Annotated in this window: 14 protein-coding genes; 2 read left to right on the top strand and 12 right to left on the bottom strand. The window is 33.6% G+C overall.

Translation table 11 applies throughout. The annotated features are described in order from the left end of the window. Positions 1-39: 39 nt before the first annotated feature. The 10 genes from HRT55_RS01800 to HRT55_RS01755 form a co-directional block, all read right to left on the bottom strand. On the bottom strand, positions 40-645 hold the full coding sequence (locus tag HRT55_RS01800; RefSeq protein WP_287205983.1) for a hypothetical protein: 606 nt from the start codon (positions 643-645) through the stop codon (positions 40-42). A 209-nt stretch (positions 646-854) separates the two neighbouring features. Continuing rightward, the gene (locus HRT55_RS01795) at positions 855-2,120 is read right to left on the bottom strand and encodes a HEPN domain-containing protein (protein ID WP_287205979.1); all 1,266 of its coding nucleotides are present in this window, start codon (positions 2,118-2,120) and stop codon (positions 855-857) included. A gap of 523 nt (positions 2,121-2,643) precedes the next feature. Beyond that, positions 2,644-3,249 (bottom strand): hypothetical protein, encoded by a 606-nt coding sequence (locus HRT55_RS01790; RefSeq protein WP_291618369.1) that lies wholly within the window; start codon positions 3,247-3,249, stop codon positions 2,644-2,646. Positions 3,250-3,375: 126 nt separating this feature from the next. Continuing rightward, the gene (locus HRT55_RS01785) at positions 3,376-3,867 is read right to left on the bottom strand and encodes a rod shape-determining protein (protein WP_291618368.1); all 492 of its coding nucleotides are present in this window, start codon (positions 3,865-3,867) and stop codon (positions 3,376-3,378) included. Positions 3,868-3,995: 128 nt separating this feature from the next. Next, positions 3,996-4,328: a hypothetical protein gene (locus HRT55_RS01780; protein WP_291618367.1), complete on the bottom strand. Its 333-nt coding sequence runs from the start codon at positions 4,326-4,328 to the stop codon at positions 3,996-3,998. Between the two features lie 87 nt (positions 4,329-4,415). Beyond that, positions 4,416-4,793 (bottom strand): hypothetical protein, encoded by a 378-nt coding sequence (locus tag HRT55_RS01775; RefSeq protein WP_291618366.1) that lies wholly within the window; start codon positions 4,791-4,793, stop codon positions 4,416-4,418. Between the two features lie 113 nt (positions 4,794-4,906). Then, positions 4,907-5,680 carry a DUF2971 domain-containing protein gene (locus HRT55_RS01770; RefSeq protein ID WP_287206827.1) on the bottom strand — a complete coding sequence of 258 codons (774 nt, stop codon included), beginning with the start codon at positions 5,678-5,680 and terminating at the stop codon, positions 4,907-4,909. Positions 5,681-5,798: 118 nt separating this feature from the next. Beyond that, positions 5,799-6,341: a hypothetical protein gene (locus tag HRT55_RS01765; RefSeq protein WP_291618365.1), complete on the bottom strand. Its 543-nt coding sequence runs from the start codon at positions 6,339-6,341 to the stop codon at positions 5,799-5,801. A gap of 140 nt (positions 6,342-6,481) precedes the next feature. After that, positions 6,482-6,724 (bottom strand): hypothetical protein, encoded by a 243-nt coding sequence (locus HRT55_RS01760; RefSeq protein WP_287206833.1) that lies wholly within the window; start codon positions 6,722-6,724, stop codon positions 6,482-6,484. Positions 6,725-6,865: 141 nt separating this feature from the next. Next, complete coding sequence (locus HRT55_RS01755; protein ID WP_287206836.1) at positions 6,866-7,207, bottom strand: hypothetical protein; 342 nt, start codon at positions 7,205-7,207, stop codon at positions 6,866-6,868. 449 nt (positions 7,208-7,656) lie between these two features. On the opposite strand from HRT55_RS01755, the gene HRT55_RS01750 reads away from it, so the two are divergent. Continuing rightward, the gene (locus HRT55_RS01750) at positions 7,657-8,934 is read left to right on the top strand and encodes an IS4 family transposase (protein ID WP_367240950.1); all 1,278 of its coding nucleotides are present in this window, start codon (positions 7,657-7,659) and stop codon (positions 8,932-8,934) included. Positions 8,935-9,099: 165 nt separating this feature from the next. Next, complete coding sequence (locus HRT55_RS01745) at positions 9,100-12,885, top strand: hypothetical protein (protein ID WP_287205677.1); 3,786 nt, start codon at positions 9,100-9,102, stop codon at positions 12,883-12,885. Positions 12,886-13,311: 426 nt separating this feature from the next. Here the strand turns inward: HRT55_RS01745 and HRT55_RS01740 are convergent, their stop codons facing one another. Next, positions 13,312-13,722: a hypothetical protein gene (locus tag HRT55_RS01740; protein ID WP_287205683.1), complete on the bottom strand. Its 411-nt coding sequence runs from the start codon at positions 13,720-13,722 to the stop codon at positions 13,312-13,314. A 119-nt stretch (positions 13,723-13,841) separates the two neighbouring features. Beyond that, on the bottom strand, positions 13,842-14,570 hold the full coding sequence (locus HRT55_RS01735) for a hypothetical protein (protein ID WP_287205685.1): 729 nt from the start codon (positions 14,568-14,570) through the stop codon (positions 13,842-13,844). Positions 14,571-14,958: the final 388 nt, after the last annotated feature.

The following is a 14,958-nucleotide window of genomic DNA, read 5'->3' as shown; positions in this document are numbered from 1 at the left end:
TAATGCCTTGTTAGGTGAAGCATTTCTTAGCACTATTTACTAAATAAAAATTTTACTACGCTCTTCAGCCCTTAGTAATCTAATACCACTACATTTGAAATTTTTATTTAAGATAAATTCACTTTCTTGCGATTGCCCTTGACACAAAACCTCTGAATCACTAATTTTTATAGAAAATATAGGTCGGGTATCCACCTCTATAGCTGATGCTTGAACATAATTTTTTAGTCCTGTGAAGTCTTTAGCCCATGAATTCCCGAGGCTTTCTATAGTCTCATTCGCACGACCAATTCGATATAAAGTCAACTCTTGTCCACTTGGGTTAAATGTTTGCTCAAATTTAGACAGATCAAAACGGAAGCAATCATAGCCAGAGATTATGTTTGATGTATATAACCTAAGCAGAATTTCCTTTTTACTACGATCTTCCCAAATTAGTGTAATATCCTTCAAATGTTTCAATAAAAAGAAAAGTAAAACTTCTAGGTTTAAACCATGTTCTGCTGTGTAGAAATCGCTATTCAAATCTTCTATAGACTTCAAAGTGATATTTAGATATTTCATCTCACCTGGTGTTAAGTACCCATTTAGATACTCAGCATCAATAGCAATGATATCAAAAAGTTCTTCCAAGAATGGATTCATATAATTCACCTTACTGCTCATTAATCGCTACTTTACAGCCTGGATTTTGATTTGCTCACCAACGCCGCAATAAGCGGACTAAAATTGTTGGTTATAATGTTGAGGCACGAAACTTAACCAACTGTTTTAGTTCCGTTTAATTGCCTTGTTATGTGATTATACGCTACACTGTTTATTGGATAAAAGTCATTGTAAGATTTAACAAAGCATTAATCAGATTCATCTAGTCGATTTATATATGCCGATAGCACTCTTTTTGCCAAACTATAAGAGTCATAATATATCTTCAACATTTCATCACGATTACTTTCTAAAACACCAGCGTGAACTAACTGAGATCTGTAATTATAAAGCTTGTAAAATAATTTTGCGTCTTTCCCACTAAGTAGCTCCTTTACTAAAACCTTACAATTCTTACTAATTGATTGATACCTCAATGAAGTTAGGGCTTTAGTGATAGCTTCCTTTTCACTCTGTGCAATATCAGACTTCTCATCCAACACATTGGTTAGATAATCCAGAACTCTGAGCTCTTTATCACTCCTAGATACTTTATCCGACAATACTTCTATAACTGTCATTGAGAGTATTATCTTATTAATAAGTGAATCTTCAAAAATAGATGTAGTTAGTATGGATGTGGCGATCTCGATTTTATTAAACTTCCTTCCTATGATCTGCAAGCCTTTCAGGTTGTCATAGGCAGTAGAAAATATCGCATCAAGCTTAGTTACATCTACTGGTTCTTTTTCTTCATTAGCGTTGCTATCCCAAGGAAATGATCCTTCTTGAAACAAAACCACACCAAACTTATCACTGAAATGAAACAAGGGTCTTTCATAATATGAATCATATAGTTTAGTGTGTTGTTCTAAGAACTGAATTTCAGCTTCTCTCTTTACTTTTTCAAGCGTAGCTTCTGAAGCTAAGTTTTCGGGGTAAGCAACCCCAATACCTAACTCCGCAAGGCCTAATATTAAAGCTTGCTCAACCTTTTTTGACTCAAACATTATCTCACGATAGGTCATACTATCTAAGCTTGTCAGAATCAGGATATTATCGTCTTTTAATGACTGTTTTTTAGCTGGCTTGATTATATATTTTCCGAGGAAGTCTATGACGTTCTGATCCAAACCTAAAGGTTCGGAAACTTTGAACCGGATATAAAAATTCCACTTTGTTTCTGATGGGTCAATAATTTCAAAGTCATTATCAACTGATTTTGTCATTCTAGTAGAGCACTCGTTTTCAAATAGTTCTAAGAATATTTCAGATTCTTCTGGCTCAAGTCGTTCTGCAAAATCTAAAACCTCACTTATAATATTGTTCATAGCATCATCAAAGGTTTTACCATCTAGATTCGCTTGTTCTATAGCTACCTCTGGAATAATTTCAACTATTTGAACAATATTATCCAATTCGATTGGTCGACTTACAGCAATACCAAACAATTCACCTAATAGGATTTTTCTCATATTAATCTCTACATTTTCGGGGTCGAATCAACAGCTTTATTATGAGGAAAAATCCCTTTTTTCTACAAGGTGGAGTTAATCGTCAATAATTTATAATCATGCGAGATTACTTGATTGTTGTCTGTAGATCAATGAGTTAAAAATAACCAATCAACTGTTCGATGTGTGAAAGGAGGAAATATCCGCTCTTTCTTGTAGAAAGCAGGAATCACAGCCTACTGTATAGGAACACACTAACAATAAAATAAACATTCATTAGAAAATATATCGCAAATATTTTGAAGTTAACTTCAACTTTGCGCACCAAGAAGTCATTAGCATTGAACTGTCTTTCACTATTCATTGGTTAAAAGCTAAGGCTCACTTTTACCACATTGCGGACATTAGCATTTAATCAGTAGCGGTGATTAGGATTAGATTTTGTATCGATAACGCCCAAATAACAGGCTAAGTAATGGTTGGCTATAATTGTGTAGCGAAGCGAAACGTAGCCAACTGTTACGTGTCCTTGTTGATTTTCTTGTTAGCTATTATTTACGCCAAAACCTAAGCCAAACTTTTGAACAAGACGATCTAATTTATCATGATTTTCTGAGTTAATAATTGTTTGATAGACCCAAGTGTAATAGTCGTTTGTTGATAGGTTTTGAATAGCTTTTTCTTTACCAATAAGCTCCGAAAGTGCAACATACTCTAGATAGCAAACAATTATATGACTAAGGGTGCCACCTTCAGTACCACTGCCTAATGGCCGTTCAAATTGAACATTTGGAAAATTAGCCTTTATTGCAGCTCTGAACTCTGACTTACTACCACGACCATTTTTAATTACATGCCAGTGAGATTGCTCATGAAGAAAAGATGAAAGAAGCTTAATATCGCTTTTTAAATATTCATCCTTTGTACTCATCGTTAAAACTGGATGGCTTCGAGGCATTCTTGCTTTTTCATCGACCTCGATGACATCAGTAATAATCCAAGGAGTTAGATCATACTTTTCTTGTAGAGACTCAAGAGAGCTTTTAATTTTCAATTCATTCTTTGTTTTACTCACTGTTGTGATTGAAACACCGGCAACTGCATGAAATGAAAAGATTAAGAAAAAAGTAGTTAATATTTTAGAGTACATACACATCCTTGATTGAATAGCTAACGCCCAAATAACAGGCTAAGTAATGGTTGGCTAAAATTGTGTAGCGAAGCGAAACGTAGCCAACTGTTACGTGTCCTTGTTGATTTACTTGTTAGTTGCCAATTATTTAAATACTAAATGTTCATCATCTTTTATAAGATCTTTGAAAATTATTTTTGATAACTCCAATGTATCTTTACCTTGATGTATTGCAACTTCACTTGCACCAGCTCCCAACGCCATTTCTCTAAATGCTCTAACTTCTATCATGGTTAAACCACCATCTGTTTTTTCCATTGGATGAATAATTATTTGAGGAGCCGAAGTTATAAATTTTTTGCCAATAAGTTTTTTTACGATTAGTTGAAGTAAACGTTCCCCAATATAAAAGTCATTAAGTAATGCCCTGGGGTGAGAAAAGGGATTTACTGTACTAATATAAGCGCTGTTACCAAAGGCTGTAACTACTTTACTTCCATTCTTTCCTGTTTCGATTTGAAGTAAAGGTTTCTCATCAAACACTTCATTAGTTTTTAAATCAACAACTCTGATACGGTTTTCCCATATCTGGACATACAAAATCGAACCAAATTTATTAATAAAACTACGAATCATACTCTAACCTTTCCTTGGTAACTAACGCCCCAATAACGGGCAAATAATACTTGGCTAAAATTAGTGAACGAAGTGAACAAAAAGCCAAGCTGTTATTTGTCCACTTTAATTGGCTTGTTATAAGCACATTACCTGAAAGCCTCTAATACTAAAAAGGTTACTGCAACTGAAAAGTAACCGACAATAAGCCAAAAGTCGTCTTTAAGCAGTAGTGTTTGCATATTACCTGTACGAGGTGATAATTTCTCAGATACTGAATTAGGGAATAATAAACAGTAACAACTAAACGCAGCAATTAAATATACATATAAAATGCCACCTGCTGCATCTTCTGATACTTCCGAATCAAACTCACTTACAGCGGCTTGTGAAGTGTTAAAACCACTATAATACTCAAATTTCCCAGTGAAAATTAATAAGAAAATAAAGATTAATGAGATTGCCACTATCCTATGAATCATACTCAAGCTTCCGGTGCTTATAACGCCCTAATAATGGGCTAAAAATTGTTTGCTAAAATGTTGAGGAACGAAAACAGCAAACTATTTTCAGTCCTTATTTATTAGCTTGTTATGTTGTTTATACCACCAAAACCATAATAGCCCAATAGGTATACAAGAAATAACAGATATACCAAGAGCGTATGCACTGTGAATGTAAAATTCACCAGCCTCTCTCAAAATCTGTGGGCCAACATGTGGATCATTTATTTCTTCCCACAGTGCATAAAAGTAAAATAGTGGGAGTAAGGTAATTAAAGGTAAGAATTTAGGTTTGTATCTAGCACAAAGTAGCGTGGCTATAGAGCCGCCAATGCCCCAAATAAAATTAAATTGAAGTGATGGCTCTTTATCCATAACTTCAGCATGAGCTGAAATAGGTAACAGTAGTAAAAAAATGATGATAGTTGATACAGACCTCTCCATGGACTCAGACTTCCTTGAACAACATAACGCCCTAATAATGGGCAAAAAATTGTTGGCTAAAATGTTGAGGAACGAAAACAGCCAACTGTTTTTTGTCCTTATTAATTAGCTTGTTATGTGGTGATTACGCTATAGCTATCGTTGCTCATTTTGGCTTTAACCACTTTTATTGACAACCCATTAGATTTATTTATTTTTGCAACACGTTGAACTAAATCTAAGTGATCCTTATCTATCATTTTTACACCCGTAATAACTCTGGATATGAGGGTGTGATCAAATTTATGAATACCTGGTCCTAAACGAGTTGAGAGAACTCGCACCTCATTTTCATACTCCCAACTAAGTGACTTAGTTAGAATTGAACTTTGTACTGCTGAAAAACCATCGTGACTATTGCGAGCACTAATTCTGGGCATTTGATTCTGATAAACAATTGGATAGCCTAATAATGTTTGCTCAACGTCATGTAATTCTGTGTATTCATCTTGAAAAGTATCGAATTCAACGACGATACCTTTATGGTGGTCAGCATAATGCGACCACATTAAAATACTGTCAGATACACTTGATAAACAACAAATACCAATTCGACTTAATATGCTTTTATGAAAATCACCACTCTCAATTGATTTTTCGAGATTTTTTAATAATTTAGGCATCTTTTCGATTCTTTCTGAGGGACTGTAACCTAGATTATCTCCTACTGCTTTAATCAAGTCTTTTCTAGATTGGTAGTACACAAGAGAATCTTCAACATCATAAGACACAACGCAGTCAAACGGATCATTGAACTCACTAAAATGACTATACTTTAATGTACTATTTTCTAGTAAAGCTTTGGCGCCGTCATCATAGGCTAAATATTTGTATAGGCTTAACTTCATGGGGACCACATAACGCCCTGTTAACAGGCAATAAAATAGTTGGTTAAAATAAGCGACGAAGGAGCAAAAACTAACTGTTTTTTGTCCTTGTTTAACAGCTTGTTAGGCATATTATTTATTATGAGCAAACCAATGATTTGTAATTACTAGTAACCCAATCTGTAATATGCTTTTTGGCATTTCTTTCTATCGTTTTACGGCCTTGAGTTCTATTCCATATTTCAGAAGGAACCATAGATTCATCAATTTCACTTAAAATTTCAACGGGTCGTTGAAAACAACCGCGCTTATCAAAGAACTCCTCTGATATATAGCCTGTAATTTTACAGAGTATTACCTTTCCTTGTTTATTTCTCACAAAAACTAAATCACCCAACTTCATTTCTGACAACCAATACCGCAGAGCAATATCACATCGACGCTTTCCCGACTGCTCTAGATCAAAAAGACCATTTACAATTAATTTTTGTTTAATTGTACGGATAAATTTCGCTAATTCTTTGCCTTTAAGAGTTAACTCTGGAAATAACATGTGCTTATATCTTTTAGCTACATCTACACCGCCACAACTACCGTGTGCACTGTGAATAAACTTGTAATCTTGATTGAGGTCTAGCTCACTCCAACCATCTTTATCCATCCTAAGAAACCAAATATTCATTGATTCAAACTTCCTACCGGTAAATGAGTATATGCATAACGCCCTGTTAAGGGGCAAATTGTAGTTGGCTAAAATGTGCAGCGGAGCGGAACCAGCCAACTGTAATTTGTCCCACTTGAACAGCTTGTTATGTGTTTGATTTACAGAACATATTTAAACACAACAAACCCGACAGCGCACCATAATAAGAACCCAACGAAACGCACAAAAACTTTTGAGTGATTGTTTGGATTAAAAGACATCGGATCTGATTTAGGAGGATAACTGCCAAAGGTTATAACTTTTAATACAAGCCAACCAGAGTAATAAAGTAAAGGCCATAAGGTGTACGCTAATATTTCACCTAGCGTATAAAAGAAACCTTCTACTATTGCTTCCAGCATAAATTAATCCTTAAATATTGAGATTTTCACCCAAACTACAAAAACACATAACGCCGTTTTAAGCGGCAGATTGTAGTTGGCTAAAATAAGTGAGGTACGAACAAAAAGCCAACTGTAATTTGTCCGACTTGAAAACCCTTGTTAGGCTGTTCTAAGTACGCGGGTATTTTTTACACCTCGAAATAAATAAAATAAACCAACAGCAAATGCCAAGTTATAAGGTACGTCAACGTAGAAATCAAAATATTGACTGTCCCCAGCAATTCCCACGAGAATAATTATTGTGATAAAAGAAAGTAAACTAAACAAGGTAGATATTCCGAAAAAAAGGAACGCTTTTGAAAAATGAGATATGTAACTATCATTTTTAAGCTTAAATGTTTTTTTCAATGAAAAATAAGCAAAGAAATTAACGATAACAGCTATGACAGACATTAAAATATCTAGAATATAATACGGTGTAAAAATACTAGCGTCTTCCAAAATTCTACTCTCCAATTTGTTTTACAGCCTAACAGCTTATTATGTAGCCGGCTCAGTAATGTCCGTTCCATAATTAAAATTTAATTTACATTAATGTCCCACAAATTCAAAGAATTAGAAACCACTGCAACCAACTATTTAATAAAAGATAGGATGTTACTAAGCCCGCTCAGTAATACCCATCATAGAAAGGCTATAAATTACACTAAGATCAATTAAATAGACGTTTATTGGTGTTTTTTAGGAGTGTTACTGAGCCAGCTCAGTAACATGACATAAAATATTCATTAGAAAATATAAGGCAAAAAATTAAAGGCTAACGTCCGGAATGCGCACAACAATGTCATTAACTTAAGGTTAATTTACGCATTTACAATAAGTTAGCTAGTTGCTAACCTAGCTATGAATTAAAAATAGAGAGAAATCACCAATGAGCTGTTCAGTATTTAATTCAAATAGTACAAAAGTTAACCAATAAAATTCATTCAACTGAGTTTTTAGAAAATCACCGTAAAAGACCAACCGATTTTACTCGAAATTTCACCCTTACTTTTCCTCGTTTAATGAGTTTTATGTTGAATGCTCTCAATGGTTCAATTCAGGCAGAACTCGTTCGGTTTTTTAATGTTATCGATGATAGCTACTTGTCGACAAAGTCAGTTAGCACTGCTGCCTTCTGTAAAGCCAGAAAGAAACTATCTCATCAGGCATTTATTGAGTTAAATGATGATTTAGTTCAAGCGTTCTATAAAGCTGCAACCATCGATAAATGGCAAGGCCATAGACTGCTAGCGGTTGATGGCTCAGTCACACAATTACCTATCTCTAACGAACTACTTGAACATTTTGGTAAAGCTCGCCCACATGCTGCTATGCCCCATGTTCGTCTTTCACAACTTTATGATGTTAAGAATAATATTACCCTAGATTTACAGGTAGAAAGCCATTCAACAGGAGAGCGTGAAATGGCGCTAAAGCATTTAAATAAAACTCAAAAAGGCGACTTAGTCCTTTATGACAGAGGTTATCCTGCCGTTTGGTTTTATAAATACCATAGGCTAAAAAAGGTTGATTTCTGCATGCGTATTGTTAAAAGCTCTAATGTTGTTAAAGCCTTCTTAGAAAGTGGGAAATATAGTGATATCGTTGATTTTCCTTGTATTGAGAAGTCTCTCCGTCGATGTAGAAAAGACAAAATATCGACTGAGTCACTTTGTTTAAGATTAGTACGAGTTGACCTGCCATCAGGAGAGCCAGAGGTTTTGGTCTCATCATTAACAGACTTGAAAGCTTATCCTACTTCTCTTTTCGCTAATTTATATCACCAACGCTGGGGAGTTGAAGAAGATTACAAAGTATTAAAAAGTCGTCTCAACATTGAGAATTACTCTAGTGTTTCTGTTGAAGGTATTTTACAAGACTTACACGCTAAGCTATTGACTAAAAACCTTGCAGCTTCTGCAATCCATGATGCAAAACGAAAAATAAAGAAGCCTAAAAGCAAGAGGCTCTATGAATATAAAATCAATTTTACCTTTGCGATAAATCAGCTTAAAGACAATGTTGTTCGGTTCACAATGAAGCTAGCTGAGCTTGAGTTATACGAACTACTGATAAGTAAAATATCGAAGAGTTTAAGTGTTATTCGACCCAATCGTAAGTTTGTTCGACAAGACCGTAGAAACAAGACAAATAAGTACCCAATGAATTATAAACGTATGTGTTAAATCCTTAAGTTAATGACATTGATGCGCACAAAGCGACCACTAAAAAGGCCGCATTAGCAATTTCGAGGGGATGGGCACAAAACCCCGAATAGTCTACTGGGTTAAAAGTGAATACATAGTAAGATACTAAATGCATATCATCGTATTGTATTAATGGAGAAATACTTGTACCAGAACTATCAATTACCCATAAAAGAGCTAAATGAGCTTTTAACAGAAGTTGACCAATATAATCAGCATAATACTGATATGCCAATTCTGGATATAGTTACACACATAGAAGCAAATTATGTTTCAGAATTGCTTTTGTACATGGAGTTGAAAAGCCCGAGGTTGACTCGTGAGTTTGTTAAAAAATTGCAGTTAGGTGATGCTTGTTGGAAGACAGTTGACGGTAAAGAAAGGTACATAAATGAAGATTTTGATTTCGAGTTGTTAGAAAAGTTAGGCATTGTTTTTTTTGAATGTGATTGGCTTCAAGTCAGCACAATGCTACCTAGTAGTCAGCATAATGAATATATACACAAAACAGTCAAACCAATATTGGCATTCGTTAGATCACTAAAAGATATACTTTACTCTAGAAATAATTTTCAGTCTTTAGAAATGGAAATTGATAGTGGAACTTACGAACGAATTGTTCCCGATAACTATCAGTTTGAAAAGCTTAATGTCGATATTGATAAAATAACTAACACTTGCTCTATTACATTGAGAACAGAAAATAGAGATATTAAAAGTCTAATATCAGATTATTATTGGAAAAAGGTCATTAAATCCCCTCAAAGAACGGAGATATTAGACAGGTTTTATAGTTTAAAACCATTACTGTCTGACTTAATTTCAATACCTAATTCATCCATATTCAGTCCTGATGAAATAATAATATTTTCTACTATCTGTATGGAAAGAATAAGAAACTCTAGTTTGTTAAATATGCCTTTTGAACAGTTTCAAAACATTTTGCACTCACATCGAAATTTCGGAGATGAACTTATTAGACAAAAAACCTCTATTAACGTCTGCTTAACTCCAGTTCCAAATCAGGCCGAAAAAACTAAAAGCGAGACAACTACTTCAACTCCTTTATCAATAGTCGAAGTAGTTAAAAATTATAGTTTAATAAAACAGCAAAAAACTACTGGAAATTTAGAGTTCATAAATAGAGGGGGACGCTTAGAACATTTAATGTTTTACGATACTGAAGTATTTCCTTCTCTGATATACCTAATTAAAAATGATCTTTTTATTGATTATCAGGTAGTAAGTAGCAAAGGCAATATAGAAAGTTTACTTAATGAATCAATAGAAAATCAAGCATTACGATTTTACTTGCTCTGTGTGATTCCAAACTTATTAAATAACATCACCTATAGCCTATATTTACTATCGAAACCAAATGAATTTGATATTGCTGCGATACAGTTAATAAGCGAAGTTAACTGTAAATATACTTCAAGAGAAGTTAACTATAGTGGGGCTAAAAGCAATGTATCCACAATATTATCTGATGCATTGATTAAAATTTCGATGAACAATAATAAGGAACAAATGTTGTCTTTGCTCCTTATTAAATTAGCTAAAGGTTATATTGGAAATAGCCAAGGAAATGACTCCTTTGAACAAAAATTAGTTGAGAATATAATAAGTGACTTGACCTCTAAGGAGTTCAAAAAATTAACTTATGTTTTAATAGATGAAATTGAAAAAATTGATATTTCTGGGATTTGGTCTAAATATACAACTTATTTATTATTCCTACTTGCTGATTTGTGTGAGCAGAAAAACAGTGATAGCTTAAAGGTTTTATTAGTAAAGATTAGAGAGAAAATATTTTCTGAGTATAAAAGATATTTTGAGTTTAGTTTAAGTCATGATTCTCATTGTTTAAATTCAGATCATTTCTACGACAATCTTAACTGGGAAGTATGTAATGAAATAAATTTAATAAGTAAATTCGTCAAGTTAAAGCCATCCCCTAGAAAGTTAATTCAAGGTTTCTTTTTCAAAGAAAATAATAATTCAATTTATTATATGAAATCGGTTAGATCTTTCGTTCAAGTTCTAATTAACTTGTACCCATTATCAAATGCCCCTAAGAACGAAATCCAAAGGGTATTATTAGATATATTAAAAACAGCTGGCTTCAAGTCTGAAGATGTTGAATTTCCTTTATTCGACTGCCATTTTTCGGATGATAAGTACGATTTATGGAATAAGTTTACAGAAACAATTAACGACTTTGACGAAGCTGCCTTTGATGAAATCGTATCAAGCATTTCTGACTCTGCCCCATTAGATACAATGATGTCTTTATACTCCAATGCATCTAAACAAGATAGAAAAAACAAAATAATTGAAAAGATTGAACATCGTGATAATTGGGAGTTAAATAAAGACAGTTTACCTGCAATTGAAAAGTCATTTTTATTAGCTCTAGATAAAAATAAACTAGATATTGCTAAAGTATCGCTAAACGCAGCAAAAGATTTTTTAAATAGCCATTCTTGGCGAGCAAGCGAACATTTCAAAGAATATATACAAAAATGGTCAGTTTTTGAATATAAGTATCAGCTATTAACTATTTATTATTCTCCTGACAAGAGTAAAGACAAAGTTACATTGGTAAATGATGTATCTGAGCCTAAATTAGAAGTAAAGAAGCAATATCAACAAATTAGAACAGACTGGCATAAAGAAGTGGATTTATTTAAGCGGTATATCATTGGTTTGATTAAACTTGAAAATGAACCAGGGAAATCAAAGTTGATATTCGAACAATTGAATAAAGAATACAAATCCTCAATTTTTGCTCACCTTATATTTACATCAAAGCTTCAGGCTTTATTAAAAAATGAATCAGATAGTGAAAAGTACAAAATATTAATAAAAGAATACAAAGCGAACCAAGATAACTTTAGCATTGATACTTTATCCTTAAACAACAAGTCCGATTATCTATACGCTCTTTACCTTGCGGGTAATTATAACGAGGTGGATGCTGAATGTTCAAAGTTGATACGTTCTGAAAAGTTTCACCGTTCAATTACGATCACATATAGTAAAGCTCTGCGGAAAAAGGATAACTTAAAGCCAGCCTCTAAACTTCTTCAGGACTATAAGTCCTATCACTCTGTTGAGCTAGATGATGACGAGTTGACTCAAGAGATTAAAGATATAGAGATTGAAATTGAAAATTCCACAAGTCCATTACAAAGAGAGAAAATAAGAAGTCAGGTTTTAGTTTCTAATAAATCTAATGATGAACTACGAACCATTTACAATGAAATTGTTAACAAATCAATTTCTGACTTGGTAAAGATAATCTCAAATGATTCAGATATTAGATTAGAAAGTTTCCTATATAATCAAGTTTTTTCTTGCTTGAAAGAAATTTTAAAAAGAGGGAGAAATTTAGAAAAGTTAATAGATAAAAAAGATGAAAATGCTATTAATGACTGGTTTACGTCTCTTTTCAATCAAAAAATGTCTACTTTTTCAATTAGGTTATCTGACCAAGCTCGAATAGGCTCAGCAGAAAGTAATAAGGGGGTAGGTGAAACTGACGGATTGATTAGCGACAGGCTTAACTCTTCGATATCAATGTTTGAAGCTATGAATCTAAATTATATTAATAAAGTAGTTATAAATAAGCACGTTAATAAGATCACAAAGTATGACCGTGAAAGTTTATCTCCTATATTCATTGTGTCTTATTGTTACTTTGATGATTTCATTAATAAAAGACATGATTACTGTAAACATATAAAAGGAATGCAGTATTTGGGGTTTGATAAAGTAGATATAGTTAATCATCAACTTAAACGACTTGATTATAGTTCAGATTATTACAGTGTAGTAGAGTCTAGATATCGTGGTGGTAAAGAGATCTATATTTACCATATCTTAATTGATTTAACTTTGCCTCTGCAAAAAAAACAACCATTATAATAGGGCGCACCTTTAGCTGGTGCGCTATTTTTCTGAATACAACAGAGTCTAAACTTCATGTCAGCTTATATATCAATAGCACACTTATTATTGAGTGATTTCAGCTAATGACTTCTTGGTGCGGCATTAGCACTCTAATTTTATAATCACATATTGGTATTTTCAATGAGTTCAAGTAAGTCAGATAAAGCAGAGTCTAGAATCACTTTTCAACGTGAAAGAAGCTATAAAAGTCCAAGTGCTAGCAAGGCACTCAAACGCAAATATTACAGTCGGATGCGCTCGTGCCTTGCGCATTAAGGTACGCTTAGCTGCTCTACAAGTGCTTCTACTGGTTGCTTTTTCTTTTGGTTACGAAGTTCTAGCGCTATATTCATAAGCTCTGTTATTTCAGCATTTTCAGCAAACTCTTTAGGTAGTATGTTTTCAGTTGATAACCATTGAGATACCACTCCAGCGCCATAAAGGGTGCTTACCTTGCAAGCGCTGTACAGGGTCAGGAAAACCACAGCTACCGCGGATACCATCTATTAATTGCTTTATAGAGGATCTAGTTACGTCTGATAACTCGGCAATATCTGCAAGCCCTACATAATCACCCGCATCTACGCATGATACTCTTGCATCAATGTGTGCAGCTTCAATATCTTTAATCGCTGAGGTAATAGCTTCTAAGTAATTATCGGCTTTTCTATGGAAATCAATATATATAGCTTTTCCGTAGTAGCAAATTAGCCCATCACAACAGGCTGACTCATACAATAAATCGTCAATATTGGGTGTACTTTCATCAACACCTAAAATGGTCAACGAAAATTCATAATTCGTTCTCTTCATCTGTTTTAATGAATAAATATATACGTATTTTTCGCCACTTTACTTTAATCACTACATTAATTTATTTCTCTGTAATTTATTGATAAAAGTATAAAGAACTTAAAATCCCAACACTTATTTCAGTTAAAACATTTAATTAAGTTAGTCGCTATTTCTTTCTTTATGAGCTTACCATTTCTGCTAAAGTAAACGTTATTGGAATAACTAAGTCGAAATTGAGTCTCAGAACTACCTCTAAATTTAACCCTTACGCTGGAAATAAAACCTGATATTTTAACAACATCAATCAATTCACAAATAACCTCGTATGGATTTTTAAAATTCACTACATAAACTCGGATGTCGTTACCTTGATGTTTATGTAGTGAATTTTTGATGATTTCAAGGTTAACTGAAGAACTAATAAAGGCCTCTATCTGCATAACTCCTTCTTTATAACGTAATTTACCTTTAAGCACACTAATGAGCATTACATCTTTAAATACTTTGTTACTGTCTACTACCCTTTTTCTATAAAGCCATACAGGTACACCATCCCAATCAGCCTTTTTTAAATCGCGTGCCCATTCCAATAGCCTTATTTTTAATGGATGAGCCAAACTAGGTTGAACACTAACTTGGTGACTGCCTAGTGCTAAATTAAAGTTATTTAAACTTCCTATAAAATCAGCATCAACTATCATTTCTTCAGCTTCTTCAGCGTATTCAACATCAGAAAAAGTTTTAACTACTTCTTTAGTAAAATACTTCCTACCTAGCTTGTACTGCGCAAAAATTAATAGTTCACCACCACCCAAATATGCTCTGCTTTCAGGATTATTACTTTGATGCTTGCCGTAATAAATCATGCCACAGCATTTGGTTGGGTGAATACATGTTATACGATATAAATAAGCAACTGTCTTCTTATAAGCAATATTAAGTTAATTCCTATGCTGGAAGCACCTTTTGGCTTCCCTTTAACTATCGGTTAATTTTATTCATCACTGAGCCCCAACCTGTCTAGTCAATTACGACTATGACGTACGGAATTAAGGCCACTAAATAGTTTTCAGAATAAGCTTAATATTCATAGACATAATTACGAGTGTAATGCCTTGAATAACAATAAATCTATAGACATTTTAAAAACCTCTGAAAGCACCTCTCTATGGTGCCTTCAAGGTATGTCTATACTTATGTCTGTTTACGGTATTTTTTGTCTTTTTTTCAGCTAGAAATAAGCTATTCGAGGAA

It is taken from the genome of Colwellia sp. (assembly GCF_013214175.1).
Lineage (GTDB): Bacteria > Pseudomonadota > Gammaproteobacteria > Enterobacterales > Alteromonadaceae > Colwellia.
The sequence above is the reverse complement of the archived record's forward strand: the minus strand, read 5'-3'. Positions and strand labels throughout refer to the sequence as shown.